At 58.8% G+C, this 25,647-nt stretch carries 18 protein-coding genes and 6 pseudogenes; 11 read left to right on the forward strand and 13 right to left on the reverse strand.

The window, feature by feature from the left end; translation table 11 throughout:
* Positions 1 to 343: 343 nt before the first annotated feature.
* Positions 344 to 1,135 (forward strand): hypothetical protein, encoded by a 792-nt coding sequence (locus ML_RS01860; protein WP_162618307.1) that lies wholly within the window; start codon positions 344 to 346, stop codon positions 1,133 to 1,135.
* Positions 1,136 to 1,247: 112 nt separating this feature from the next.
* Positions 1,248 to 1,808: pseudogene (gene shbA / locus ML_RS01865) on the forward strand (RNA polymerase sigma factor ShbA).
* Positions 1,809 to 2,280: 472 nt separating this feature from the next.
* On the opposite strand, the gene ML_RS18425 reads toward shbA, so the two are convergent.
* Entirely contained in the window at positions 2,281 to 2,460 is a 180-nt protein-coding gene (locus ML_RS18425) for a hypothetical protein (protein ID WP_041322389.1), read from the reverse strand.
* Positions 2,461 to 3,232: 772 nt separating this feature from the next.
* Here ML_RS18425 and ML_RS18430 point away from each other — a divergent pair.
* A pseudogene (locus ML_RS18430) lies at positions 3,233 to 3,304 on the forward strand (hypothetical protein); the annotation flags it as partial.
* A 638-nt stretch (positions 3,305 to 3,942) separates the two neighbouring features.
* On the opposite strand, the gene ML_RS01880 reads toward ML_RS18430, so the two are convergent.
* Positions 3,943 to 4,356, reverse strand: a complete 414-nt coding sequence (locus ML_RS01880; protein WP_010907700.1) for a DUF5319 domain-containing protein — start codon at positions 4,354 to 4,356, stop codon at positions 3,943 to 3,945.
* A gap of 154 nt (positions 4,357 to 4,510) precedes the next feature.
* Here ML_RS01880 and guaB point away from each other — a divergent pair, with 154 nt between their 5' ends.
* From guaB to ML_RS01895, 3 genes are all read left to right on the forward strand, one after another.
* On the forward strand, positions 4,511 to 6,100 hold the full coding sequence (gene guaB / locus ML_RS01885; protein WP_010907701.1) for an IMP dehydrogenase: 1,590 nt from the start codon (positions 4,511 to 4,513) through the stop codon (positions 6,098 to 6,100).
* An 8-nt stretch (positions 6,101 to 6,108) separates the two neighbouring features.
* Positions 6,109 to 7,236, forward strand: coding sequence for a GuaB3 family IMP dehydrogenase-related protein (locus ML_RS01890; protein WP_041322396.1), 1,128 nt, complete (start codon positions 6,109 to 6,111; stop codon positions 7,234 to 7,236).
* A 64-nt stretch (positions 7,237 to 7,300) separates the two neighbouring features.
* Positions 7,301 to 9,010, forward strand: coding sequence for a GMC oxidoreductase (locus tag ML_RS01895; protein ID WP_010907703.1), 1,710 nt, complete (start codon positions 7,301 to 7,303; stop codon positions 9,008 to 9,010).
* Between the two features lie 47 nt (positions 9,011 to 9,057).
* Here ML_RS01895 and ML_RS14890 read toward each other — a convergent pair.
* Positions 9,058 to 9,495: pseudogene (locus ML_RS14890) on the reverse strand (TauD/TfdA dioxygenase family protein); the annotation flags it as partial.
* A 76-nt stretch (positions 9,496 to 9,571) separates the two neighbouring features.
* Between ML_RS14890 and ML_RS01905 the strand changes: the two are divergent.
* Positions 9,572 to 10,129, forward strand: a pseudogene (locus ML_RS01905) (TetR/AcrR family transcriptional regulator).
* On the opposite strand, the gene ML_RS01910 reads toward ML_RS01905, so the two are convergent.
* The 3 genes from ML_RS01910 to ML_RS01920 all read right to left on the reverse strand — a co-directional run bounded on the left by ML_RS01910 (position 10,113) and on the right by ML_RS01920 (position 14,235).
* Positions 10,113 to 12,491, reverse strand: a complete 2,379-nt coding sequence (locus ML_RS01910) for a glycoside hydrolase family 65 protein (RefSeq protein WP_010907704.1) — start codon at positions 12,489 to 12,491, stop codon at positions 10,113 to 10,115. The pseudogene ML_RS01905 and the gene ML_RS01910 sit on opposite strands and share 17 nt — an antisense overlap.
* A 13-nt stretch (positions 12,492 to 12,504) precedes the next feature.
* Positions 12,505 to 13,290 (reverse strand): beta-phosphoglucomutase family hydrolase, encoded by a 786-nt coding sequence (locus ML_RS01915; protein WP_010907705.1) that lies wholly within the window; start codon positions 13,288 to 13,290, stop codon positions 12,505 to 12,507.
* Between the two features lie 474 nt (positions 13,291 to 13,764).
* Positions 13,765 to 14,235, reverse strand: a complete 471-nt coding sequence (locus tag ML_RS01920) for a class I SAM-dependent methyltransferase (RefSeq protein ID WP_330944608.1) — start codon at positions 14,233 to 14,235, stop codon at positions 13,765 to 13,767.
* A gap of 657 nt (positions 14,236 to 14,892) precedes the next feature.
* On the opposite strand from ML_RS01920, the gene guaA reads away from it, so the two are divergent.
* On the forward strand, positions 14,893 to 16,482 hold the full coding sequence (guaA, locus tag ML_RS01925; protein ID WP_010907707.1) for a glutamine-hydrolyzing GMP synthase: 1,590 nt from the start codon (positions 14,893 to 14,895) through the stop codon (positions 16,480 to 16,482).
* Positions 16,483 to 16,563: 81 nt separating this feature from the next.
* On the opposite strand, the gene ML_RS01930 is transcribed toward guaA, so the two are convergent.
* The 3 genes from ML_RS01930 to ML_RS01940 form a co-directional block, all read right to left on the reverse strand.
* Positions 16,564 to 17,673: an inositol-3-phosphate synthase gene (locus ML_RS01930; RefSeq protein ID WP_010907708.1), complete on the reverse strand. Its 1,110-nt coding sequence runs from the start codon at positions 17,671 to 17,673 to the stop codon at positions 16,564 to 16,566.
* A 115-nt stretch (positions 17,674 to 17,788) separates the two neighbouring features.
* A complete protein-coding gene (locus tag ML_RS01935; protein WP_330944609.1) occupies positions 17,789 to 19,621 on the reverse strand; it encodes a diguanylate cyclase domain-containing protein in 1,833 nt (610 codons plus the stop codon).
* 288 nt (positions 19,622 to 19,909) lie between these two features.
* A complete protein-coding gene (locus tag ML_RS01940; protein WP_010907710.1) occupies positions 19,910 to 20,947 on the reverse strand; it encodes a substrate-binding domain-containing protein in 1,038 nt (345 codons plus the stop codon).
* A 277-nt stretch (positions 20,948 to 21,224) separates the two neighbouring features.
* On the opposite strand from ML_RS01940, the pseudogene ML_RS01945 reads away from it, so the two are divergent.
* From ML_RS01945 to ML_RS18440, 3 genes and pseudogenes are all read left to right on the forward strand, one after another.
* A pseudogene (locus ML_RS01945) lies at positions 21,225 to 21,866 on the forward strand (hypothetical protein).
* 83 nt (positions 21,867 to 21,949) lie between these two features.
* Positions 21,950 to 22,505, forward strand: a pseudogene (locus ML_RS18435) (hypothetical protein); the annotation flags it as partial.
* 136 nt (positions 22,506 to 22,641) lie between these two features.
* Positions 22,642 to 22,779, forward strand: coding sequence for a hypothetical protein (locus ML_RS18440; protein WP_414085506.1), 138 nt, complete (start codon positions 22,642 to 22,644; stop codon positions 22,777 to 22,779).
* 606 nt (positions 22,780 to 23,385) lie between these two features.
* On the opposite strand, the gene ML_RS17200 is transcribed toward ML_RS18440, so the two are convergent.
* The 4 genes from ML_RS17200 to ML_RS17730 form a co-directional block, all read right to left on the reverse strand.
* Positions 23,386 to 23,508: a hypothetical protein gene (locus ML_RS17200; protein WP_269147056.1), complete on the reverse strand. Its 123-nt coding sequence runs from the start codon at positions 23,506 to 23,508 to the stop codon at positions 23,386 to 23,388.
* A gap of 1,255 nt (positions 23,509 to 24,763) precedes the next feature.
* The gene (locus tag ML_RS14910; protein ID WP_231846686.1) at positions 24,764 to 24,889 is read right to left on the reverse strand and encodes a nucleoside hydrolase; all 126 of its coding nucleotides are present in this window, start codon (positions 24,887 to 24,889) and stop codon (positions 24,764 to 24,766) included.
* A 205-nt stretch (positions 24,890 to 25,094) separates the two neighbouring features.
* Positions 25,095 to 25,337: a nucleoside hydrolase gene (locus ML_RS14915; protein ID WP_330944695.1), complete on the reverse strand. Its 243-nt coding sequence runs from the start codon at positions 25,335 to 25,337 to the stop codon at positions 25,095 to 25,097.
* A gap of 59 nt (positions 25,338 to 25,396) precedes the next feature.
* Entirely contained in the window at positions 25,397 to 25,579 is a 183-nt protein-coding gene (locus tag ML_RS17730; RefSeq protein WP_239494159.1) for a nucleoside hydrolase, read from the reverse strand.
* Positions 25,580 to 25,647 lie beyond the last annotated feature (68 nt).

Below are 25,647 nucleotides of genomic sequence, written 5' to 3' on the forward strand. Positions count from 1 at the left end.
GATTTTGGAGTGGCGTCATCGATGACTACCCGACAACATTAGACGGTAAGTGGGCTGACGAATTAGAGTCAATAGCCACTCTCCGCGGCAAAATGTGTAAGGGTTGCACGAGAATTAATACTGCGTTCATCTCCGACGTTTTCGCCGAATGTAAAACTTGCTGTACGGAGGAGCCTATCGATGCCAAGTTTTTCCAGTTCCGAGTCCTTATGTCTAGGCTTCGGCAATTAGGCTACGGGTGGACCTGGGTTAATATTTCGGTAACGTAGACACTACACAGATTGGACTAGTGACCTCGGTTAGCATTGTGGTTGAAATTGGTCACACTTCGGCGGCTGAGCCAATGCTTGCTGCCGCTGCCTTTGGAAACCAGCCGGGCCGTTGGCCGTTGCCGACGGCTACTACACCTCACCAACTGTGGTTGCGAGCCGTTGCGGCCGGTGGGCAGGGTCACTACAGCAGCGCCTACCGCGACCTGGCGGTGTTGCGACGCAGCGTTCCGGCCGGGAGGCTGGCCTCGCTGGCGCACAGTACACACGGATCGTTCTTGCGCCAACTCGGTTGGCACTCGTTGGCGCGGGGTTGGGATGGTCGTGCCCTGGTGCTGGCTGGCACCGATTCCGAGGCTCGTGCCGATGCATTGATCGGGCTGGCGGCCGACGCGCTCGGCGTCGGCCGTTTGGCCGCCGCGGCGACATTGTTGAGGCGCGTAGGCTCGGCGCTAGCTCCGGCACAATTGCCGGCTCAGGTGGCGGACCGGTTGGCGGTGCGTCGGCGCTGGGTGGCCGCTGAATTAGCGATGGCCGTAGGTGACGGGGCGACTGCTGTGCGTCACGCCCGGGAAGCGGTTGAACTGGCCCAGGTTGGGAGAGTCGTGTCGGTGCGGCACCAGGTCAAAAGTGATGTCGTGCTGGCCGCCGCCCTATGCAGCGCCGCCACTGAGCGCGCCCGCGTCGTCGCTGAGGCGGCACTGGCGGCCACTGGCCGATTAGGGTTGATACCACTTCGCTGGGCACTGGCTTGCTTGCTGATCGATATCGGAAGCGTCACGTTTAGCGAACCGGAGTTGTCCGAGCTTCGCGATGTCTGCGCAGACCAGGTGCGGCGTGCCGGTGGAACCTGGCGTACCGCGTGACATGGCATCTGGCCGTTATTGCTTAGCTGTGTCTTAGCCTGAGATGTGTCCGGGACCGTAGCGTTGGCGAGACCGCCGTAATTATAGTTTAAAATGGGACCGTCTCGATACTGTGGTGGCTGAGGCCGTGACTGGCGATCAGGAATGCACTTCGCGAAGTGCTGGAGACCATTCGCTCGATCGTCGTGCGATATTGCCGCGCTCGAATCGACCGAATCGACACGGTTGAGCGGAGTGGTCTGTCAGCCGACGATTTGGCACAGGAGGTTTGCTTGGCGGCCATAATCGCGCTGCCCAGCTACCGGGACCGGGGGATGCCCGTTTTCCTGGCCTTTCTGCATGGCATCATCGCCCACAACGTAGCTGACGCCCATCGGTCTGCCGGCCACGGTTTTTGCCTATCTAGCCGGAGCAGTTCCCGAGCGCTGGTCGGCCGACGCGGGCCCGGAGCAGCTGTTCATCCAAGCCGATTCGGTCACACTGATGAACGAACTGCTCGAGATCTTGCCTGCCAAGCAGCGCGATATTCTCATCCTGCGTGTGGTCGTCGGCCTGTCTGCCGAGGAGATCGCCGCCGCTGTAGGCAGCAATACCGGGACGGTCCGGGGTAGCCCAGCACCGCGCGTTGTTGCGGTTGACGTCCGAGATCGTCGCGGCGGGTGATTATGCCTGAATTTGGTTATGCGCTTCCGGAGCAGCTCGCTTTGGACGAGGTGGCCCGCATGATCTGCTCTTAGATGTGTTCGCCGAACGTCATAGTCGACGTCGACGATCCCGGTGGATGACATGCTGGCCGCGTTGTTGGCGGACTGACGTGATGACTTGAGGTGGGGGCCCCACCGGCCAGCGCATTGGTGTCCTAAGGTGAGGCCGTCGAGGCGCTGTGCACTGGGATTGCAGAGCCGGCTCACTCCTCGCGGCCTGGGAGCGGTCGGATCAGTGGCAGTGACTCTGCTAGTTCTGAGTGGACTGGTCGCCGTGGTGGCTGATACCCGTCCCGGACGGATATTGTCCGGATTGCATACGATGTTCTTGAACACACCCGCAAGTCAATAATAATCAAATTGTGTTGTCCGCCAAGACCGAACTGGCCAAGGTTCAACAAATGATCTGATCGCCTAAGGCCAATGGTATCAGACTGAGAATCAGTTGGCTGAGGTTAGCAGCAGCGTGTAATCGATAGAAGACGATAACCGCAGAGATGACCTGATGAATGAAATAAATCTGTTGAACACGAAGGTGGAGACCCACAACCCGAATGCCTCGTTGCCGGTGCCGGCCGCCTCAACCACCTTGACCACTAAGCCTCTGCTGGAGGCGGGCATAACCGGTTCCTGCGCCGCCTGGCTAGTCCTCGACCTAGTTGTCGATTCCACCGGCGAGCCAACACCACCATCACAGGCTGTCGCAAGTTTCTTCTTCAGAGCCGCCCGGCGTCATGCTCTAAGCTAAAGCGGTGCCGTGACTTTACCGAGGCAAGTGATGCGGCCACCACCGCCTTCCAAGATTATTCACCTGCTGCGTGGTCAGTTACATGGCTCTGACCTTGGTGCTGTATGGCACAACAAACGTCGTTCGTTTGCTTCATAAGCTTACATCCGCATATATCGCATTGTACTGTCCATTTGTTGGGTGATTCATGTATCGGGGTTGGTTCGCGGATCTGATCAGTACACTGTTCGGGCTCGGTTTATTTGGAGTTGGCCGCGGGGATTGGGCACCTTCATCTCGAAGACACGATGGTGCAAGCGTGCTGTCGACCGGTTCTGCTGGATTCTGGATTTAAATTGTTTGGCGGGGTGCCTGATGTCGATTGCCTATGGGTGGTCCTAGCGCTGCTGTCGCTGTGGACTGTGCGATGTGAGATCAAAAGCGTTTGAAAACAAGTCTGAAAAAAGCAGAACGAGAAAAGGTGCAGGAGTCACATGAATGGTGGGTTTGGTAGCCGGCTGGGTTCTGCAGGGTTGATGGCAGATGTCGTTGTTGTGCTGATGGCAGGGTCTAGTGGCGTGGTCTATGCATCTGGGGAAGCGGGGTGTCTTACCAGTTGCCTTGGCTAGATAGCCAACCGCGAGGACTTGTCGTGGCCGTAATTTCACCGGCGTGGACTTTAGGGACGTTAGGTTTGATGTAGCCGATCTGCGCGGCACGGACTTAACCAAATACTAATCTGCGTGGGGCGGGTCCACAGTAAGCCATCAGACGTAGCTGAGCGGTGCATATAGTGTGGACAACACTACGGCATTTCGACGGGTTGATGGGGGACCCAGATGTGCCCTCATCGTTTTACACGCGGGGACTAACTTCCCCTACTTCGTTCTCAGTGGCGTAAATCCAGGACTTCTCTCGGTTCCAGCTAGAAGCTATTACCCAAGGGGTGAGCATAGACTAGTGCATGAGTATCGACACCCGGCCACAGTTCTCACATCAGTAAACGGTAAGCCAGTTGACTTGTGGGTGTTGCGTCCCAGCCGTGCTATGCATGAGCTGGATTGTTATAATTTCTACACCTCTGATCACCCGAACAGCAGCGACTACACAACGGTTCATTATTAGGTTCATATTATTAGATGTGAATGACAGTTGACGTTAGCTGCTAGGAGCATCTGTGTGTCGTTGCTGTGTTATTCCTGGGGTCTTTTGGACGGGGTGCATGACACACACACAACCGTGACATCTTGAAGGGCGATTGCCCGAGGTGGTTGCTAGACGCTCTGCCTCAGCATTAACCGTGTGGTCGGCTAGCTACTACGTAGTCAGTGCTACTAGTTTTTCGGGCCGATTGATCGAGCGCAAATGCTGCGTCATCAGTGACGGCGGCGATAGCCATCCGCGTCTGATGTCGCTTGGTTTAGCGATGCATCTGCGTATCCCCGGCAATAATCCCACGTGACGTAGGAGTCCGGTTCGGGGTCGTAGGCCGGCTCGTGCGGGCGGACAGTGCCGTCGATCAGTAGTTGCAGCAGGTTGGCACGCAGCATGTCCCAGTCGTGATAGTGGTCTTGTTGACATTCGTCACAGCACACCACAAGTCCACGAATTCCCTTATGCGCCAACAGTGCCTCGTAAACGGCCAGGTCGGCCAGGTCGGCTTCGACCGCAATCCGCTCCTGCTGGTCTAGCGGTTGACCTGGCTCTACGGCATCGAGCGCCGCCGACGGATCGCAGGGGTCGTCAGCAAACGGGTCGGGTGGCAAACCCGGTGGTAGGTGGTCACGCACGCCTCTAGCCTACGCAGGCAGGCAGCAATAATGCCAGCAGCCAAGACCGATGTTGTTTCATCACCGGCACAACACCCGGCCAAGCGAGCCCAGAGGATTGGTAAGCCTATAAGATGGGATTTCTCACTCCGCATGCATATGGAGGGCCGCACCGATGATCCGTGGCATGTCCAACCTGAAAGAAAGCTCCGATTTCGTTGCCAGTTCGTACGTGCGCCTCGGTGGCCTGATGGACGACCCAGCCGCGACCGGGGGTGACAACCCACACAAGGTGGCCATGCTGGGGCTGACTTTCGACGATGTCCTGCTGTTGCCTGCAGCTTCCGACGTGGTGCCTGCTACTGCAGACATTTCCAGTCAGCTGACCAAGAAGATCAGGCTCAAGGTGCCGTTGGTCAGCTCAGCGATGGATACCGTCACCGAGGCACGGATGGCCATCGCCATGGCTCGGGCGGGCGGCATGGGCGTGCTGCACCGCAATCTGCCTGTTGGCGAACAGGCCGGACAGGTCGAGACGGTGAAGCGGTCTGAGGCTGGCATGGTTACTGATCCGGTCACCTGCCGGCCGGACAACACCTTGGCCCAGGTTGGCGCGTTGTGCGCCCGGTTTCGGATCTCCGGGTTACCAGTGGTCGACGATTCCGGTGCACTGGCTGGCATCATCACCAACCGCGACATGCGGTTCGAGGTCGACCAGTCCAAACAGGTCGCCGAGGTGATGACCAAAACACCGCTGATCACAGCTGCTGAGGGTGTCAGCGCCGACGCGGCATTGGGTTTGTTGCGGCGAAATAAGATCGAAAAGCTGCCCGTTGTCGACGGCCATGGCCGGCTGACCGGGCTGATCACTGTCAAAGACTTCGTTAAAACCGAGCAGCACCCGCTGGCGACCAAGGACAACGATGGTCGGCTGCTGGTGGGTGCGGCCGTCGGTGTCGGCGGAGATGCCTGGGTCCGCGCGATGATGTTAGTCGACGCTGGTGTCGACGTGCTGATCGTCGACACCGCGCACGCGCACAATCGGTTGGTGCTCGACATGGTCGGCAAACTCAAGGTCGAAATTGGCGACCGGGTCCAGGTGATTGGTGGCAATGTCGCTACCAGGTCGGCAGCGGCAGCTTTGGTAGAGGCCGGCGCCGACGCGGTGAAGGTCGGCGTAGGGCCCGGGTCTACTTGCACGACCCGTGTGGTGGCCGGTGTCGGCGCGCCGCAGATTACTGCGATCCTGGAGGCCGTCGCGGCGTGCGGACCGGCGGGCGTTCCTGTCATAGCCGACGGCGGGTTACAGTATTCCGGCGATATCGCCAAGGCGCTGGCCGCCGGCGCGTCGACGACCATGCTGGGTTCTTTGTTGGCTGGCACTGCCGAGGCACCAGGCGAGTTGATCTTCGTCAATGGCAAGCAGTTCAAGAGCTATCGCGGCATGGGGTCGTTGGGCGCCATGCAAGGTAGAGGTGGGGATAAGTCGTATTCCAAGGACCGCTATTTCGCCGACGACGCTTTGTCCGAGGACAAGTTGGTCCCTGAGGGAATCGAGGGCAGGGTGCCGTTCCGTGGTCCGCTGTCGTCAGTGATCCACCAGCTGGTGGGTGGTCTGCGCGCTGCGATGGGTTACACCGGCTCTCCTACCATCGAGGTGTTGCAGCAGGCACAGTTCGTCCGGATAACGCCCGCCGGACTCAAAGAGAGCCACCCGCACGACGTTGCGATGACTGTCGAAGCCCCCAACTATTACCCGCGTTGACGCCCGACATGGTCGAGATAGGGATGGGCCGCGTGGCCCGTCGAACATATGAGCTCCGTGAGATCAGCATCGTGCCGTCGCGTCGCACTCGCTCGTCGAAAGACGTGTCGACGGCTTGGCAACTCGACGCCTACCGGTTCGAGATCCCCGTCGTGGCACACCCGACCGATGCGTTAGTGTCGCCGGAGTTCGCCATCGAGCTGGGCCGGCTTGGTGGGCTGGGTGTGCTCAACGGTGAGGGGCTGATTGGCCGCCATGCTGATGTCGGTGCCAAGGTCGCACAGTTGATCGAGGCTGCCGAGAAAGAGCCTGAACCGGCGACTGCGGTCTGTTTGCTGCAGGAACTGCATGCTGCGCCGCTGAATCCGGACCTGCTGGGTTCGGCGGTAGCTCGGATTCGGGAGGCGGGAGTGACCACTGCAGTGCGAGTCAGCCCGCAAAATGCCCAAGTGTTGACGCCGGTGTTGCTCGCTGCCGGAATTGACCTACTGGTCGTCCAGGGTTCCATCGTCTCGGCCGAGTGTGTTGCCAGCGGTGGTGAACCACTCAACCTGAAAACATTCATCTCTGAGCTCGACGTTCCGGTGGTCGCTGGCGGTGTGCTCGACCACCGCACGGCGCTGCACCTGATGCGCACCGGCGCGGCTGGCGTGATCGTCGGCTATGGCTCCACTAGAGGGGCCACTACCTCCGATGAAGTGTTAGGCATCAGCGTGCCGATGGCTACGGCGATCGCCGACGCGGCTGCTGCGCGGCGCGAATACCTCGATGAGACCGGTGGTCGCTACGTCCACGTGCTGGCCGACGGCGATATCTACACGTCTGGCGAGTTGGCCAAAGCTATTGCCTGTGGTGCCGACGCGGTGGTGCTGGGTACACCGTTGGCCCAAAGTGCCGAGGCACTCGGCGGCGGGTGGTTCTGGCCGGCCGCGGCGGCGCACCCGTCTCTGCCACGCGGGGCGTTGCTACAGACCGCTGTCGGTGAGCGACCGTCATTGCAGCAGGTTTTGAACGGGCCCTCCGACAACCCATTCGGCACCCTGAATCTTGTTGGTGGTCTGCGCCGATCTATGGCTAAGGCCGGCTATTGCGACCTCAAGGAATTCCAGAAGGTCGGTCTGATCGTCAGCATCTGAGGTTCGGTCGCCAAACGTGCGACCAGCCCGCACGCTGGTGCCTAAGGCGGGTCATACTGGGGCGATGAAGCCGGATTATGACGTCTTAATCATCGGTTCAGGGTTTGGCGGCAGTGTCAGTGCGCTGCGGCTCACGGAAAAAGGTTACCGGGTCGGTGTTTTGGAGGCGGGCCGTCGCTTCGCCGACGAGGATTTTGCCAAGACGTCCTGGGATCTGCGTAAATTCCTCTGGGCGCCGAAGCTGGGCTGCTACGGCATCCAACGCATTCACCTGCTGCGCAACGTGATGATATTGGCCGGCGCCGGAGTGGGAGGCGGTTCGTTGAACTACGCGAATACGTTGTACGTTCCGCCGGAGCCGTTCTTTGCCAACCAGCAGTGGGCGCACATCACCGACTGGCACAGCGAGCTGGCGCCGCATTACGACCAGGCGCAGCGGATGTTAGGTGTGGTTTGTAACCCGACCTTCACCGACGCCGACCGGATACTCAAAGAGGTTGTCGATGAGATGGGGTTTGGCGACACCTTTGTGCCGACGCCGGTGGGGGTGTTTTTCGGCCCTGATGGCACTCAGACGCCGGGTCGGACCGTGGCCGACCCGTATTTCGGCGGCGTGGGGCCAGTGCGCACCGGCTGCCTGGAATGTGGTTGCTGTATGACGGGTTGTCGCCACGGTGCCAAGAACACGTTGGTGAAAAATTACCTTGGTCTAGCGGAATCAGCAGGTGCGCAAGTGATTCCGATGACGACGGTGAAAGGATTCGAACTGCGGTCCGAGGGGCTGTGGGAAGTTCATACGGTCCGCACCGGCAGTTGGCTGCGCAGGGGCAGACGCACGTTTACCGCTGCACACCTGCTGCTGGCCGCCGGCACGTGGGGGACGCAACGTTTGCTGTTCAGGATGCGTGACCAAGGTAAGTTGCCTCGTCTGTCGCAGCGCTTGGGTGTGTTGACTCGGACAAACTCGGAGTCGATTGTCGGTGCTGGGACCTTGAACGTCATGCCTGACCGGGACCTGACGCATGGCGTGGCGATCACGTCGTCGATTCACCCGACGTCGGACACGCATATCGAACCCATACGCTACGGCAAGGGGTCCAACGCGATGGGATTGTTGCAGACCTTGATGACTGACGGGCCCGGTCCCGAGGGCACCGATGTGCCGCGCTGGAGGCAGTTATTGCATCAGGCCAGCGAAGATCCGCGCCGCATGCTGCGGCTGATTAATCCCCGTCGGTGGAGCGAACGCACGGTGATCGCGTTGGTGATGCAGCACTTGGATAACTCGATCACCACGTTTACCAAGCGGGGGAAACTGGGCATCCGTTGGTACTCCAGCAAACAGGGGAACGGAGAACCGAACCCGTCGTGGATCCCGATCGGCAACGAGGTCACCCGCCGTCTAGCCGCCAAGATCGACGGCGTGGCCGGCGGTACCTGGGGCGAGCTTTTCAACATCCCGCTGACCGCGCACTTTCTTGGCGGTGCGGTGATTGGCGACAACGCTGAACACGGGGTGATAGACCCCTACCATCGAGTCTACGGCTATCCTACACTGTACGTGGTGGACGGCGCAGCGATTTCGGCGAACCTGGGCGTCAACCCATCGTTGTCTATCGCTGCGCAAGCTGAGCGTGCAGCCTCCTTGTGGCCCAACAAGGGCCAGCACGATCAGCGCCCTCGGCAGGGTGAGTCGTACCGTCGGCTGGCCCCGATCGCCCCGGACCACCCGGTGGTGCCCGCCGAAGCGCTGGGAGCGCTGCGGTGGCTATAGCCATTGATCCGGACGGGTGGGTAACGCTGGATGACGCCACTGCGTTGGCTGAGGCTCAGTGGCGCACAGCTTACTATCCGACTGTGTTCGTCGTGCATGTTGACCGGAACATCGCCCACCAAGGTAACCCTGTGCATTGAGGTGTGGCTGGTTGTCGTAGTTGTCGGTTGCTTGGTGTTGTGTGATTGGTTGTCCTCAACGGTGACGTCGACCGGCTCCCGGTTCCAGCGGATGGTGTTTTCGGGCATGGTGATTTGTCGCTGTAACAACTCCAAAAGCACGCTTGGTTCGTGGCTGTCCAGACCGACGAGGCTGTGCATAAAATTTCCCAACAGTAACATGGGCTCACCGGTCTTCGGGTGCACCCGCACGACCGGATGTTCGTTCCGGAAAACCGGGTTCTCGAACGCCTCCCGGAACTCCCGCTGTGTGTCGGTTATCGATTCGACCCGATCCGGCTGCCTAGCTGGGTGACGTTTATCGTGTGTGTACTCTATTTCATTTCATCCTTTTGGGACTAGCTGACGTAGTCAGTTCGATCGCATCGACTAGTGCAGTCATATGACTGCACCCTCGGCAACCCGCTCACGCAAGGCTCCCGCCGGACGGGAAGATGTTGCGGAGCCATGCCACTGACTTGTTTGCCGAGCGCGGTCCGGCCGCGACATCTATCCGCGATATCGCCGCCCGATCGGGGGTCAACGATGGACTGGTTTTTCGGCCCTTCGGAACCAAAAAGAACAATTGGTGGGTGCTGTGCTATATCACTTGGGTATGACGCTGACCGGTTTGCTGCACTACGCGGCGTCAGGTGACGTCGTCGAACGTGGGCTCGATCGGCATATGGGGTCCTGACCCGGACACTATTCGACGGTTATCTCGTGGGGCAGATGAGAAGCAATTTCCCAACGTTGCAGAGATGCTAGATGGCGTGCGGCCACGCCACAGAAGCGACCGCGCAGCGCACTGCTGGCAGTCGCTAATTTCCTTGCGCCGCAATTTGGTTAGCAATTATTTACTCCTATGCTGCATTCGGTTATCGGTATCGCCGACCTGACCGAAGCGCAGCTTCAGCGGGCCGTGCACGCCGAGGTGGCCTGGCTCATCGAGCCGCACTGATTATGAGCGACTTATGGCGCCGGCTTACTGGCTCGCGGCCCGGCGGCTGTGATGGAGGCGGCAGGAGTGGCTTTCGGTCCCGTACCGCTATGGTCGACGGTGAATCCGATTTCAGTGTGAGGTGTTCACCGGCATGCCGGATGGTTAGCTCGCCGCCAGGGCCGTCGCGCAGGGTGTAGGTGACGTCGGCATGCCTGGCGTCCACGGTCAGTCGGAACCCGCGCCAGCGTAGTCGGAATCGTAGACGCGAGATGCCGTGGGGCAGTTGGGGATCGATGGACAGGATGCCCTCATCGTCACGCAGGCCGCCGAAGCCCCCGACTAGAGCTGTCCACGCACCGGCGAGTGAGGCCATGTGCAACCCGTCACGGGTATTGCGGTGCAGATCGCGCAGGTCGATCAGCGCGGCCTCGTAAGCATAGTCGTGGGCCAACTCTAGATGTCCGACCTCGGCACACATCACCGCCTGTGTGCAGGCTGACAGCGATGAGTCACGCACCATGCGTCGTTCGTAGTAGTCGACATTGCGCGCCTTTTGTTCGGGGGTGAACGCATGACTTTGCCACTGCATCGCCAGCACCAGGTCGGCTTGCTTGATTACTTGTGCTGGGTAGAGCCGTACGTAGGCTTCGTGCAGGAATAATGGGTAGGTGGTGTTGGCTTCAAAATCCCACTCCGCAAAGGTGGTAAACCCTTCACACTGCTGATGGACACCGAGCTCGTCGTCGTACGGAATGTTGGCGGCGTCGGCCGCGTCGCGCCAAGCGGCCATCTCTTCGGTTGTGACACCCATTGCTTTTGCCGCTTCGGGCTGGCGTAGGCAGGCATCAGCAGCGGTGATCAGATTGCTCGCGGCCATTAGATTCGTGAACACGTTGTCACGGACCACCGCCGTGTACTCGTCGGGACCGGTGACCCCATCGAGGTGCCAGACACCATGCCGGTCGTGGTGTCCGAGTGAAAGCCACAGCCGGGCCGTCTCGATGAGCACAGCAAGGCCGCATTCTTCCTCCAACGAGTGGTCACCGGTAACAATGCGGTATCGCTCGAAGGCCATCGCTATGTCGGCGTTGATGTGCCAAGCCGCCGTGCCCGCCGGCCAGTACGCCGAGCACTCCTGCCCGCGGATGGTTCGCCAGCAAAAGCTGGCACCGTCGAGCCCGAGTTCGGCTGCCCGGTCTTTGGCGAGCTGTAATGTCGACGCACGCCACCGCAGCGCATCGGCGACTGCATGCGGCGCGGTGTAGGTAAGCACTGGCAACACGAAACCTTCGGTATCCCAAAAAGCGTGGCCGTCGTAGCCTGTTCCGGTGAGTCCCTTGCTGGGGATAGCACGCCGTTCGGCGCGCGCGCTGGCCTGCAGCAGGTGAAATAGCCCGAACCGCACTGCTTGCTGAGATTCCGGGTCGCCCTCGACTTCGACGTCGGCGCTGTCCCAGAATTCGTTGAGGTAAGCGCGCTGCGCGTCCAGCAATCCTTGCCATCCACTGTAGCGGGCGGTGTGCAGTGCGGCGGTGGCCTGGTCATGCAGCGCTGGGCGGGAGCGCAGACTTGACCAGCCGTACGCCAGGTATTTGACGATGCGCAGCTTCTGTCCTGGGCGCAGACCGCAGATCACGGTGGTCCGAGCCAAGTCTGGACGCGCGTCGGTGGTGATCTCGACTCGTCCGGGAACCTCGACCTCGTGATCCATTCCGGCGGCCATCATTAAGGAGCTCGCCCGGGTCCGGTGCATGAGAAGTCCGCCGCGCTCAGTGGCTTCGTGTTCGACGGCCTCTAGCGGGTTATCTAGAATGGCTGACACTCGCGGGTCGCCCGAGGTCTCGGGTTGGTCCTCGTTGGAGACGAGCTCAGACTGTACGGTCACGCGCACGAATTTGTCCAGCGCTTCGACGACGTACTCGATAGCTGCGACACTACGGTGCGCCAGCGACACCAAACGGGTGGACACCACCTTAACTTGCTTGTCCGCGGGCGAGCGCCAATTTGCGCGGCGGGTCAGCGTTCCGGCGCACAGGTCGAGGACTCGCTCGTGGAAGATTACTTCCCCGTAGCGGACGTCGAACGGCTCGTCCTCGACGAACAGACGCAAGATCTTGCCGTTGGTGACGTCTACGACGGTCTGACCGGCCTCCGGATACCCGTATCCGGCTTCGGCATATGGCAGCGGTCGGATTTCGTAGAAGGAGTTCAGATAGGTTCCCGGCAGGCCGTACGGCTCGCCTTCGTCGAGGTTGCCGCGCAACCCGATGTGCCCGTTGGACAAGGCGAATAGGGATTCCGATTGGGCTAGTAAGTTCAGGTCGAGCCGGGTCTCGCGAATCTGCCAAGGTTCTACGGGGAAGGCTTCTTCGGTGATCATCGGGGATGATGCCCTACAGTAGTTCAGCGAGATCGGTCACCACTACATTGGCGCCGATGCGGCGCAGTTCTTCGGCCTGGTCTACCCGACCCGTGCGGTTGATGCCCACCACGAAGCCGAAGTGACCGGACAGGCCGGCCTGCACGCCGGACAAGGCGTCCTCGAATACGGCTGCCGCGTCGGGAGCGACGTCGAGCAACTGCGCCCCGCGCAGGTATGAGTCGGGGGCCGGCTTGCCGGCGATGTGCTCTTCACGCAGGGTGATACCGTCCACCTGTTGCTGGACAAATCGGTCAAGACCGGTGATCTTGAGTACGTCGCGGGTATTGGTGCTCGACGACACGACGGCGACGCCGAGGCCTGCGTACGTGATTGCCTCCAGATAGCGTCGCGACCCGTCGAAGACCTCAATGCCATGCTCCTTGAGTACCTGCCGGAATAGGTCGTCTTTGCGGTTGCCTAGGCCATATATTGTCTCGACGTCGCCGGAGTTGTCGGCACTGCCTTCAGGCAGTGTGATTCCCCGACTGCCCAGAAATGACCGGACCCCGTCTTCGCGCTTCTTACCGTCCACGTATTGTCGGTAGTCTGCGGTGGGGTCGAAGGGCACAAAATTTTCTCCGGTGTGCTTGGCCCGTTGGTATAGATAGGTGTCAAACATGGTCTGCCATGCCTTGGCATGGACACTCGCGGTATCGGTGAGAACACCGTCGAGGTCGAATAGGCAGGCGCGCACTTGCTCCGGCAGACCCAGCACGGTGGACCTCACTTTACTAGTTGGGTGATCCCAGTTCGCCATGCCCACTGTTGGGCTGGCTGCACAGTCCGGGCTCACCGGGATGCAGCGTACCTAATGTGTCGGCGCTGATTGCATTGCCGAGCCGGCCTTGCGTCAACGGCCCAACCGTCAAGCCACGGCTGTTTGTATAGGAGTTTACATTTGACCTGGTTTTTTGTTCGTTTAACAGTTACTTTCGTTGAGACGATAACGATTCTCAGGCGTCAAAAACTGTGAAGCTCATGTTCGTGTTTCGATATTCGCTACTACACGCTCTCGCTTTGCTGTTCTGGTGACGGTTCGTGACATGTCCTGGATGACTTGTAACCGCTGGCCGGCAAGGGGCACGAGTGAAGTTTCTTGGTGTTGTGCTACAAGTTGGCGACGAACGCGTGTAGTCCCAGCGGGTTGGACGACAGGTACAGCACGGCTTGCATGAGTGTGGTCGCCTGCTCCGTTCGATCGTTCCAGTGCTCGATTGCTAAGCTGTAGGACTCAATGATGACTCGTAACTGGTTGGAGGTGACGAGATGGCTGTGGCTGGGCTCGTCGGGCCATGGCTCCGGATAGTAGAGTTAGCCGCTTTTTGATATGGTGATGTTCCACATGGCAAGTCAACTCTCGTAGATCAATACCCGGTGTGATTCGGAGTATTAGGTGGGCATTGTTCGCCATGCTCAGATGAACGTGTTGGCTGAAAATGACCTGAAAGGTGGCGTCAACGAACGGCAGTTTGGTTACGTCCGATTGCTGAACGAAGATCTGCTTGACCAAGCTGACAAGTTGATTTAGCCAACGTGCCGTGTCGTAGTACTCTCTGGTCAGATCTACGGCGGTGACTCGACAGCGTCTTTGGTCTGCGGCAAAACGGGAGGTTCCGCCGATGGCGCTGCCCCCGTCAAGTGCCTTGGTTTCACTTGTGATCTCGATAAGGTACATGAGTTGGCTGGTAGCAATGCGACCCATTGTGTGGGAAGTCTTCGCGCAACCCACGAGCCGCAGCCGCAAGGTGTTCGAGGTTCCTTTTCAACATTGATCAGAGTTGTTCGATGTTATCCTTGCTATAAGCCGGTCGAGTACTGGGCACAAATCTTGTCATTCATACGTGCACCAGGCGGTGTTCTAGCTGCGCTACGCGGCGTACCGACCCGAAAATTGGAAGTGCGCGGCCCGTGGCTGCTGTAGCCGATCGAATTCGTCCAGACAGTGTGCTAGGGACCTGGAAAATGGACGGCATGATCACCTATGTTCGCGATGTCGTTGGTGTCGAACCCGAAGACTTCTTGACAATTGCACACCGTTACGTCATCGTCTCAAAATTGCGCCGTACCGCTGGCAATACTTAATACGCTAGGTCTGGGACTTCATGTTGACTGAGCTCGATCCGATGCACTTGTCACAGTCCCCCCTCGGGGGACCGAAGCCAAGTACAAGGCCGCTATGCGGCGAACCCATGCCACCGGCGATCGTTATGCCATCGACGCATTGCGTGCCGCGTTGTGCTCTCGGTGGATTGATGCTGGGGGAACAACAGGCGGTTGTCGGCGTGGAGTTGATCGCGAGGCAGCCCTGTGCGTTGCTGCTTGCCTCGGGAGCTGCTGCCAGCCTCTAGACTGGCTGCCCGTGGCTGACTCTGCTGGCCTCGACCAGCCCGAACCCTCGCCCCGCCCCGTGTTGGTGGTCGACTTCGGTGCGCAGTATGCACAGCTTATTGCCCGCCGGGTTCGAGAAGCACGGGTTTTTTCCGAGGTAATTCCGCACACCACCTCGATCGAGGAGATCACCGCCCGTGATCCGCTGGCGATTGTGCTTTCTGGTGGACCGGCCAGTGTCTATACGGAAGGTGCTCCGCAGCTCGATCCAGCGCTGTTTGACCTCGGTTTGCCGGTGTTCGGGATCTGCTACGGGTTTCAGGCCATGGCTCAGGTGCTCGGCGGGACTGTCGCCCGAACCAAGACCAGTGAATACGGCCGGACGGAACTGAAAGTCCTTGGCGGTGATCTGCATTCGGGTCTTCCTGGTGTCCAGCCGGTCTGGATGAGTCACGGTGACGCGGTCACCGCCGCGCCCGATGGATTCGACGTGGCTGCCAGCAGCTCGGGTGCCCCAGTGGCCGCCTTCGAGAACCGGGACCGGCGTCTGGCCGGGGTGCAGTATCACCCGGAGGTGATGCACACCCCGCACGGGCAACAAGTACTCAGCCGGTTCTTGCACGATTTCGCTGGGCTTGACGCGGATTGGACGGCTGCCAACATCGCTGGTGTGCTGGTCGAGCAGGTGCGTGCCCAGATCGGCAACGGCCATGCGATCTGCGGACTGTCTGGAGGTGTGGATTCCGCAGTGGCCGCAGCACTGGTGCAACGCGCCATCGGAGACCGATTGACCTGTATCTTTGTCGATCATGGTCTGCTGCGTGACGGTGAGCGCGGACAGGTGCAGCGTGATTTTGTCGCCGCTACTGGCGCTAAGCTGGTTACCGTCGACGCGGCCGAGACTTTCCTTCAGGCGCTGTCGGGTGTGACCAACCCCGAAGGCAAGCGTAAGATTATCGGACGCCAGTTCATCCGGGCATTTGAAGGTGCAGTACGGGATTTGTTGGGTGACAGCACTTTTGATTCCGGGATCGAGTTCTTGGTTCAGGGCACACTGTATCCGGATGTGGTGGAGTCCGGTGGGGGCAGTGGCACTGCGAACATCAAGAGCCACCACAATGTTGGTGGTCTTCCCGACAACCTAAGGTTCAAGCTCGTTGAGCCGCTGCGGCTGCTATTCAAAGACGAGGTGCGTGCGGTCGGTCGACAGTTGGACCTGCCGGAGGAAATTGTTGCTCGCCAACCATTTCCGGGTCCTGGCCTGGGCATCCGGATCGTTGGTGAGGTGACTGCCGAACGGCTGGACACGCTGCGGCGGGCCGACTCGATAGCGCGTGAGGAGCTGACCACGGCGGGTCTGGACTACCAGATTTGGCAGTGCCCGGTAGTGCTGCTGGCCGACGTACGTTCGGTCGGTGTGCAGGGGGATAATCGCAGTTACGGACACCCGATCGTGCTGCGGCCAGTGTCTAGCGAGGATGCCATGACAGCCGATTGGACCTGGGTTCCTTATGAGGTGTTGGAGTGCATCTCGACGCGTATCACCAACGAGGTTGCTGAGGTTAACCGCGTGGTGTTGGACATCACCAACAAACCGCCCGGCACCATCGAGTGGGAATAGCGGTCGCCGAAAACTTTCCGGAATGACATCACGTCGCTGGCGCTCCTCGGGCGCTCAGGGTTGCCGGTGAATGCGGAACCGTTATTTGGTGTCGATGATGAACTCTTCGAGCTGGGCACGCGCGATCTCGTCGGGTAGCTGTTGCGGCGGGCTTTTCATCAGGTAGGATGAAGCCGGGATCACTGGTCCACCGATCCCTCGGTCCTTGGCTATCTTTGCTGCCCGTACCGCGTCGATGATGACGCCCGCTGAGTTCGGTGAGTCCCATACCTCGAGCTTGTATTCGAGGTTCAGCGGCACATCGCCGAAACCACGGCCTTCCAGTCGGACGTAGGCCCATTTGCGGTCATCGAGCCAGCCGACGTGGTCTGACGGACCGATGTGGATGTCTTTGGTATTGAATTCCCGATGCACGTTCGACGTTACGGCCTGGGTCTTGGAGATCTTCTTGGATTGCACCCGTTCGCGCTCGAGCATATTCAGGAAGTCCATGTTGCCGCCCACGTTGAGTTGCATGGTGCGGTCCAGCTGCACCCCGCGGTCCTCAAACAGCTTGGCCATCACCCGGTGAGTGATGGTTGCGCCGACCTGGCTCTTAATGTCATCACCTACGATCGGTACCCTGGCGTCGGCGAATTTTTTGGCCCACACTGGGTCGGAGGCGATGAACACCGGCAGCGCGTTCACGAACGCTACGCGGGCGTTGATGGCGCACTGGGCATAGAACTTGTCGGCTTCTTCGGAACCCACCGGCAGGTAGGACACCAGCACGTCTGTCTTGGCTTCTGTTAGTGCCTGGACTACGTCGACGGGTGGAACGTCTGACAGCTCAATGGTGTCGGTGTAGTACTTGCCGATGCCGTCCAGTGTTGGGCCGCGCTGCACCACCACATTGGTGGGTGGCACGTCGGCGATCTTGATGGTGTTGTTCTCTGAGGTGAAGATCGCGTCCGACAAGTCTACGCCGACCTTCTTGGCGTCTACGTCGAAGGCCGCCACGAATTTAACATCACGCACATGGTAGGGTCCGAACCGCACGTGCATAAGACCGGGCACTGTCGATGTGTCGTCAGCGTTCTGGTAGTACTCGATACCTTGAACTAGCGAGGACGCGCAGTTGCCCACGCCGACAATGGCTACTCTTACCTCAGTCGACGCCCCTGGCGCCCCTGCTGGGTTGTGCTCACTCATAGGGCGTTCTCAAAACTTTGTTTCAGGTGTTTGTTGTTTGGTACAGGGAGTTAGCTAAGCAGGGTGAATGACCGCACTGGCTTTAGTGCCGCTGACTCGGATGATACGACGTTTATCATTTGATAATGCCGATCTTGCGGCGTTGTAGGAAGACAAAAACCGCAGCGGCGAGCATAATTCCCTTGATGATCTGCGAGGCGGCATTCCCAACACCCATAAACACCATGCCGTTGGAGAGCATCGAGATGATTATTGCACCGATCAGCGTTCCGCTGAGTCGTCCCAATCCGCCGGTTAAGGGCGTGCCGCCGATGACGACTGCGGCGATGACATCGATCTCGAAACCTGTTGCTGCGGTGGGTGTCCCGGCTCCGAGGCGGGAAGCAAGCACGATACCGCCGAGGCCTGCTGTCAGTCCGCAGATCGCGAAGATCGCGACTTTGATCCCGCGGGTAGGTACCCCGGCTAACGTTGCGACACGTTCGTTGCCACCGATGGCTTTGACCCACCGACCAAACATGGTGAATTGGAATAAGATCCCTGCCAGGATTGTGACGAAAAGACAGACGATGAGGATCCACGGCATGGCTCCCATTGCACCCAGTATTCCGTGAAACGGCATCGGTTTGGCAGAACTGTCGCTGATCATCAGGGTGATACCACGGCAGACTTGAAGCATGCCGAGGGTGCTAACGAATGACGGAATCTTCCCGTAGGCAAAAACGATGCCGTTTACCATCCCAGCAGCCAACCCCACCAGCAGGGCGGTGACGATCGCAGCGAATTGATTCTGTGCAGCCACGAGTGCCGCGGTGACTCCAGTCAATGCGACGATCGAGCCCACCGATAGTTCAACGGAGCCTGCCATGATAACGAAAGTCATGCCGTATCCGACGATCGCCAGCACCACGGTTTGTTGGAGAATGACCAGCAGATTTGATGGTGCATAGAACTTAGCTCCGGCCGCAGCTGTAAAAAACACAAACAGTGCGATCAGCGCGACGAACGGTACCAGCTGCTGCGGCGTGACGGCACATTGTTTCTTGTTCTTGGCTGCATACATCGCGGAGTCGGCATCACGCAAAATGTCGGCGGCCCGCCGTCGATCGTCAGGTCTCACCTCAAGGATGCCAACACTCGCTCCGATAGGCACCGTGAGCTGGTCGACCACGAGTGACTCGGACAGTGTTGTGTGCAGTCTTTTTGCGACGTCGTTAGCATTCATGTCCGAAAGGGGACCCCGGAGTAGTACGATGAACTCGTCTCCGCCCAGCCGCGCGACGACATCGTCGGGCCGCACAGCCGAGCGTAGTCGCTGCGCTACAGTCTGCAACACCGCGTCACCTACGTCGTGGCCTAGTGAGTCGTTGATCACTTTGAAATCGTCGAGGTCAAGAAGCAGTACAGCAGCTAATCGAGAGCGTTCGTCATGCTGCAGTGATTTGGTGATCTGGTCTTCCGCAAACCTGCGATTGGCAAGACCGGTGAGACAGTCGTGGGTTGCCTCGTAGGTGAGCCGTTCGATCGAAAGGTGGTGGGCAGAAATGTCAGAAAACGAGACTACCAGTGCAGAGTGTGGGGGAGCCTTGTACGCAAGCAGGCTCACGTTTACCGATAGCCATAACCGCTGGCCACTGTGTTGGTCAATGCCGACGACTTTGCTTACCGTTGTTACTTCGCGTCGTACGACGCGCATGACCTCACGCTCAAGATCAACCCGCTGATTGTCTGTATCGTAGAAGCAGAATGGATGGCCATGCTTCATGTCAACGACATCGTGGGCTCGTAAGCCCAATATCCGAGTAGCGGCGGGATTAATGGACTCAATCCGTCCGTCGATGTCTACCACAATGACTCCGTCGGCCATTGATGTGACAATCGCTTGGAAGTATTGTTCGGCGTCACACTTCGTCGTGTGATCCACGCCCTCTGATGTAATGTCGGCCACAGCATCAGAGAGTACAACTGTGCTTGAGTACGATGTGCGGTTCGGTTGACGTTGTGGTATTCGCCCAGTTCATGTGTAACGGTTTTGGTGATTTGCTTGGTCGCTCAGCCAGCGTCTGGACTATTGTTCCAGTCCTGGCTAAGCATCCCCTGCCGTTCTCGTTGGTAAACCCAGGGTTTGTTGTGGGTTCAACTGCGGCGACGGTGTTCTGAGTCCAGTTAAGCGCTTACAAAGCACCATAGGAGTTGCCTAGTACGGGTTGTCTGGAACAGATCGGACATTTTTTGATCAGTTCAAGGTGATCGTCATATCGAACGGGGTTGTGGACTTCCAGTTGTAGTGTGGCGTGTTGTCGATGTAGCGGGCCTTGAACTTGGCGACGTTGGATTTGTCAACCTTGAGCAGGTCGAGCTTCACCATCCGCTCAGCAGGATCTTGGCCGTGGATTTTGCGATAGAGGATTGCCAGCCCGAACCCGCCCTCTAGCCAATGGGCGCCCAAGCTGACGGTGTACAATCCGTTTTCGATCGCTGCGATTGCTTGCGGTGTCAAATCCATTCCTCCAAAGATGAATTCCTTTTCACGATTGGCGTTGTATACTGCTTTGATTGCGCCCTGGCAGAGTTTGTCGTTGAAGCACCAGATGGCGTTGGCGTCGCCGGCGGGGTGTGCTTGCAGCATGTTCTCGGCGGCGGCAAGGCCTTTGTCTTCGCTGTCACCGGCGTACTGAAACTGCACAAGCCGGTGACCGACTGCCGTGAGCGCTGATTCCAGGCCAGCCTTGCGGCCCTGGGCCACCGAGTTGCCGGGCATGCCACCGAGGGCAAGGAATTTCGACCCGCCGCCAGCCATGAGTGCTTCAGCAATGCCGCTTCCGGCTTTCTCATTATTGGGTCCCAGGAAGGCCACATAATCAGCGTTTTTGTTCTGCCCCGGGGCATATCCTGGGTAGCGGTCGACTACGACCACCGGGATGTTTGCCTGGGTGGCTATCCGCAGCAGCGTGGGAGCGATCGATGTTGACTGGGGGGTGACGATAAGCCCGTCGATGCCTTGGTTGATGAGGGTCTCAACGTCGGACAGTTGTTTTTGTTCGTCTTCTTCAGCCGACACGGCATTGATATAGACACCGAGTTGGTGGCTTCCCTCGTCGATAAAGCGTGTGTAGGCATTCCAGAACGGACTGTTCGCGGTAGGATAGGACACGCCGATGGTCAGCTTGTGATGTGACTCTGAGAAACCACACGCCGGCAGGATTGCTGGTAGCAGTCCCAGGATCAGCATAATGCTAGCCACGCGCAGTGGTACACTCGTTCCTGTGCTCATCAGGAGTCCTTTCGTGGGGCCGGCAGTGACGCTGGGTCAGGCGCATCGACAGTTTGGTCTTACGCCGTCTGACATGAGTTGAATCAATTGTTGTGCGGTAAGGCTTCTGAGCATTTTTCGTCCGCGCGCTTGCCGTAGATAATAGTAACTGAATTTCAATACTGGCAGGCCTCGTTGACGAGTCGGCGGTCGATGGTTGACGGGTGGCGGAGGCCAGGTGTTTGCCCGAGCATGAATTCGAGTTATGTGTCTCCATAAATCTGGTAGGAGGCTAGTCGTGACCGCGGCTTTAGCCCCTGACCAGCGGTATGAGAATCGCGCTGATCAGCTCGAAGCATTGTGCCGTCGGATGGCTTTGATGTCTGAAAAGGCGTCCAGGCAAGTCGTAACCTGCTCTGCTACCGAAACCGGAATCTCGGCTGGCTGTCCCGCAGTGGCTTGCTGAAGCGCTGGACCCGAGGGGCCGGCAATGTACTACATTACGCGGGGGACGGTGGCGGTGTTGTCAGCTCGGTCATTGCTGTTGGGCGTGGTTGTTGTGGTGACGGCCGCCTGGGTCAACCCGTTGGTCTGCCTGATGTCGGACTGCTAGCCGCTGTGGAGTCTGGGGGCGGATCTGAGCCGGCTCGCGGTGATACCGGGTACCGCGACTGATCCAGTGGAAGTGGTTAGCGGTGTTTGTTGACGGCATGGTTCTGGTGGTACTTGGTCTATGTGGGCACCTGGTGCCGCGCACTTGGGCGCGGGCAGTGGTAACCTGTGTTAAAAGTATGAGGTTGTTGCTATCTTGCTGGTCACCGATGGTGACTGGCAAGGGATTCTGACTCGGTTGGAGGGCCGAGTCTATGGCTATGAGATCACGATGAGCAACCAAGGCGCATCCACTCTCGGATTCGGGCACGTCGGGAGGTCCGGGTGAGGGTCAGTGGCCTGTGTCCTGGAAGACAGGATTGAGTGTCTGGTAGCTATCCTGGGCGATTTCCGGTCACTTCATCATCCCGGATGTTGGCGATTTGGTTCATGGACTGGCCGGCGGTCGCGACAGTCCCGGTCGTGGTCACTTTGGCTAACCGGGTGACTTCCTACTCGTCGGGCCGCCCCTCGCAAGGGTAGTCCGGCGAGGGCTGCGACGTCGTGAGGTGGCGGTCCGATGCCCGCAACTGTACGTCATGACTGTTGCCATTGACCGCGGCGCCCATTTTTTTGAGGGAGTGATCGCGGCCGTGGACGATCTGGTGTTCCGCCTCGAGGTGTTGCCGGCTCGGGCTTTTGGTGTTGTCATGCGAGGAACGGCCCGCTATTTCGGGTCCGGACAGCAGGTAACAACGCGGTGCTTGCCGATCTGGTTGACCGCCGCACTGTTGGTTACTGATGTGGCCTCACAGGTTCGGCGCTTATGGGGTAGCCGCCCACCGGTCCGGCCCATGGCGAACTCGAACGTCCGCATCTGTACAAATTGGCGCACTGCATCAGGCACTGATGGCCGCAGGAGTGGTATGTTACCCGACTGACCATTTACGCCGTCACCGCTAATGTCGAAGAGTTGACTCGGGTGTGGTGGTGCGCCAAGCCGTTGACCGAGAATGCCACCGCCGATCGGGGTGCATTGGAAACTGAATGGCCCGTCAAGCAATCGGACTGCCTGCGACCGGCTCATGTCCGAGTTGAAAATGTTATCGCTGCAGGCGGTGGAGGTGGAGGTGGTCTCTGCTGAGGAACTGCAGTTGCCGTTATGCTATGGCGTTGAGGAGCGGGACGAACTTCTAGGCTTGGCGGGTGCGGGTATTCCGTACTGTTCGGTGGTCGCGCTCCGGCCGAACACATCACGTTGACCTCGCTGGGTGGTGAGTCGGCACCGTAGGCCGACTCGGGTCAACTGTGGCGCGGCCAACTTCCCGAGCCGTCGCTGGCTGTGTTGCTTGACGACCCAATGGCATTACTTGATGGACAGGGAAATCCGATACGGGTGACCCGCGGGTCAAGGGGGTCATACCACCCGTGCCCAGGTACTGCTGGACAGCGAGCGTGCGCTGCTGCTGTGCTACCGGCAGCGGCGGTATAGGCCTTCTTGAAGGCAACGTTCCTTTGTCAAATGACTTGCCCTGCCACACTACTCTCTTGCCGATGTTCGTCGGTGTTCCGTTGTCGCTGTAGACCCACAGGCGCGTTTTGTCGGTAGGCCAACCGGATCGGCTTGCACCGTGGGATCCTTGCGCTGCTAGCCGTGGCTCGCGTGACAACAGTACTTCCTGCGCAGGATAGGCTAATGGGGCCCGCCAGTGCACCCATTTCGGCCACGTGTCCGCGAACCTGTGCAGGTATCGCATGGTGAGGGTGATGGGGCCGGGCGGTATTAGTGACCCGCGCCGCCAGGTCGGTCATGTGTTCTGTATCCGCACCCTCCGGGTAGACATTGACGATTTCGCGTAGATTCGCGGCTACCGGCTGGTAGCCCTGGCGAGCAACAAGAATGTGGTTTCTTCGGTGGTTGAGTTCGTCGCGGCGATGTGTTTGCGCTCAGCGATAACAGCCTTGGCCAATTCGATATCGGCCAGAAGCAATGTGTGTAGCATGGTCCATTGCCGAACCGGCTATAGCGCACATCTCTACGAGCTGGAACGTTCGCGCCGCGAACTCGTCTTCAACTACGCCGTTCATGCTCGCGGATCAGCCTGGGCCCACTGGATCCAAAACTTCTCACCGTCGTTTGTTACTGAATCGGAATGAGCTTGCATCAGGTGGATTCTATGGTGACGTCGTGTCCTATCTACCGAACATCTCGCGCTCTAGGGTCTCCGCTCGGAGACCGCACCATGGATACTCGGCCCGCCGAGACCTACGACAAGGCGATTGGCCGCAAAAGTTGCTCTCTGGTTGGCCATGCTGACGTCGTCTGTGTAACTGTTGTGGGCAGTGAAATTGAGTTCGTCAGAGCACACCGGGTCTTCGGGACGCCTACCTTGATGGCCTTGGCTTGATGGGCCGGGCCGATGGCGACCGGTGACTCGCCGAGGAAGTTCATGGCTTGGAAATTTGTCATTCCAAAGAGAACGACCGCAGCGATGTGGTCAGCGCACTCAGGCTGCAGCGGTTTGGACACGGTCGCCGGATCTATCCTGTCCAGCACCGCAGTCGAGGTAACGAAGCCCATCTACAGCTGCGCCTTGGGAATAATCGTAAAGTGCCATCCTGGTCTGCGGTCAGTTACTCGCTATCTAAACGACGTGACCGCTTGCGTCCCTAATGTCGTTAATGCCTGTGTACCAATCATTAGTGATTAGTGTCGGGGTAATTGAACTGGATATACGCCCACTGATCTGCCGCCGATGTGCTGGCGCAGGGGGGTCGATGAATGCTTCTCTGATTGGCCCAACACTGGGTAGAGTTGTCGATACCGTGTGCCAGCATGAATTTCACATCGTGGCATGGCTAGGTGGCCGCAGATGGCCAAGCGAAGATAGCAGGGGCCGAAGCTGCTTAGGCCTGATGCCGCTACTACTGTAGGATCAAGAAACAGCACGATGTGACGTATGATTATGACGCAATAGGTGTTCGTTCAAGTTAAGCACCTAAATCTACTATATTCTGGCCCCATTGGATGGATCTGGGCTGTCGGCAGCTTGCGTGCATTGTGCCGTTGGTGAGCAGAGCCCGGCCGGGCTGGCCGCATCGGCGGTGAACAATTGCGGGTGCTCCGCGTTCTACAGTGGCGTTACGCTTGGGGTATCTGACCTGCGAACGACCCAACCCGGCCAATTTACCCGGTAGAAAAACGCCGCAGGGGCTACGCCAATGGAGATCAAGGTAGTTGGGCTTTCAATCCGAGGACCAGTCGGCGACCGTCAAGTCAAGCGGATATGTTAGCTCGACCTCCACTGTCGTGGCCTGGGTTGTCACCAAGTCCGGATCCAGTGTGACTACAGCAGCCAGCGCATCATGCATATACGCTACGCACCCTAGGTTGCGAGCCTCGTGAGACTCGAATGTATTAAGCGCAGCGCATCCTTGATCACCTGGATCAACGGAGACAGAACTGCGGTAGACACCAGCTTGGTGAGGATGTTCAGCGTCAGATCCAACCTGCATACGATCGAAAGTTGTTGTTGCTCAGTCCAAGCCGCAAATACCTTGTTTGCCTCCTCTGGGTTCACCCTACCTGATTGTTCCATTCGGCCGCGACTTTGCTCTGGCCAGAGCCGTCGAACACGCCGCCTATGATCACTAGCCGGCTTAGGAGCGTCGGGCGTGCCGACTCGGTGTACAATAACACAGCCAAGTTGGTCGGCGTCCCGGTGACGAGGCCGATTCGGTTCTCAGCGTGGGTGCGAGCGGCATCTATCCAAGTCGTCGTGGCATCGTAACTGGCAATCCGGCAGTCAGTGGAGGGCAGCTCGGCATAGTTTCAATCTCGGCATAGTTTCAATATTTGGGCTGTGGAATTTTGCATTCTCAGGCTACTTGGTCGCACAGTGGCTTGTCGTTGCCTTTGCACACGGGTATGGCTGTGGCCCGGAACAATTTGACCAAGCCAAGGTTGTTCGCGCACATCTGCTCGACTTCAATATTTTCGCCGGGAGATACTATTCCGACGAGATTGATGTCAGGGTTGGCCAGTAGATATACCAGAGCCACAGCCTAATCGATGTCGGTAATCGACGTCGATGAAAACTAGGGTGCATCGTGGTAACGATACTGGAACT

This window comes from Mycobacterium leprae TN (genome assembly GCF_000195855.1).
In the GTDB taxonomy this organism is placed as follows: Bacteria; Actinomycetota; Actinomycetes; order Mycobacteriales; family Mycobacteriaceae; genus Mycobacterium; species Mycobacterium leprae.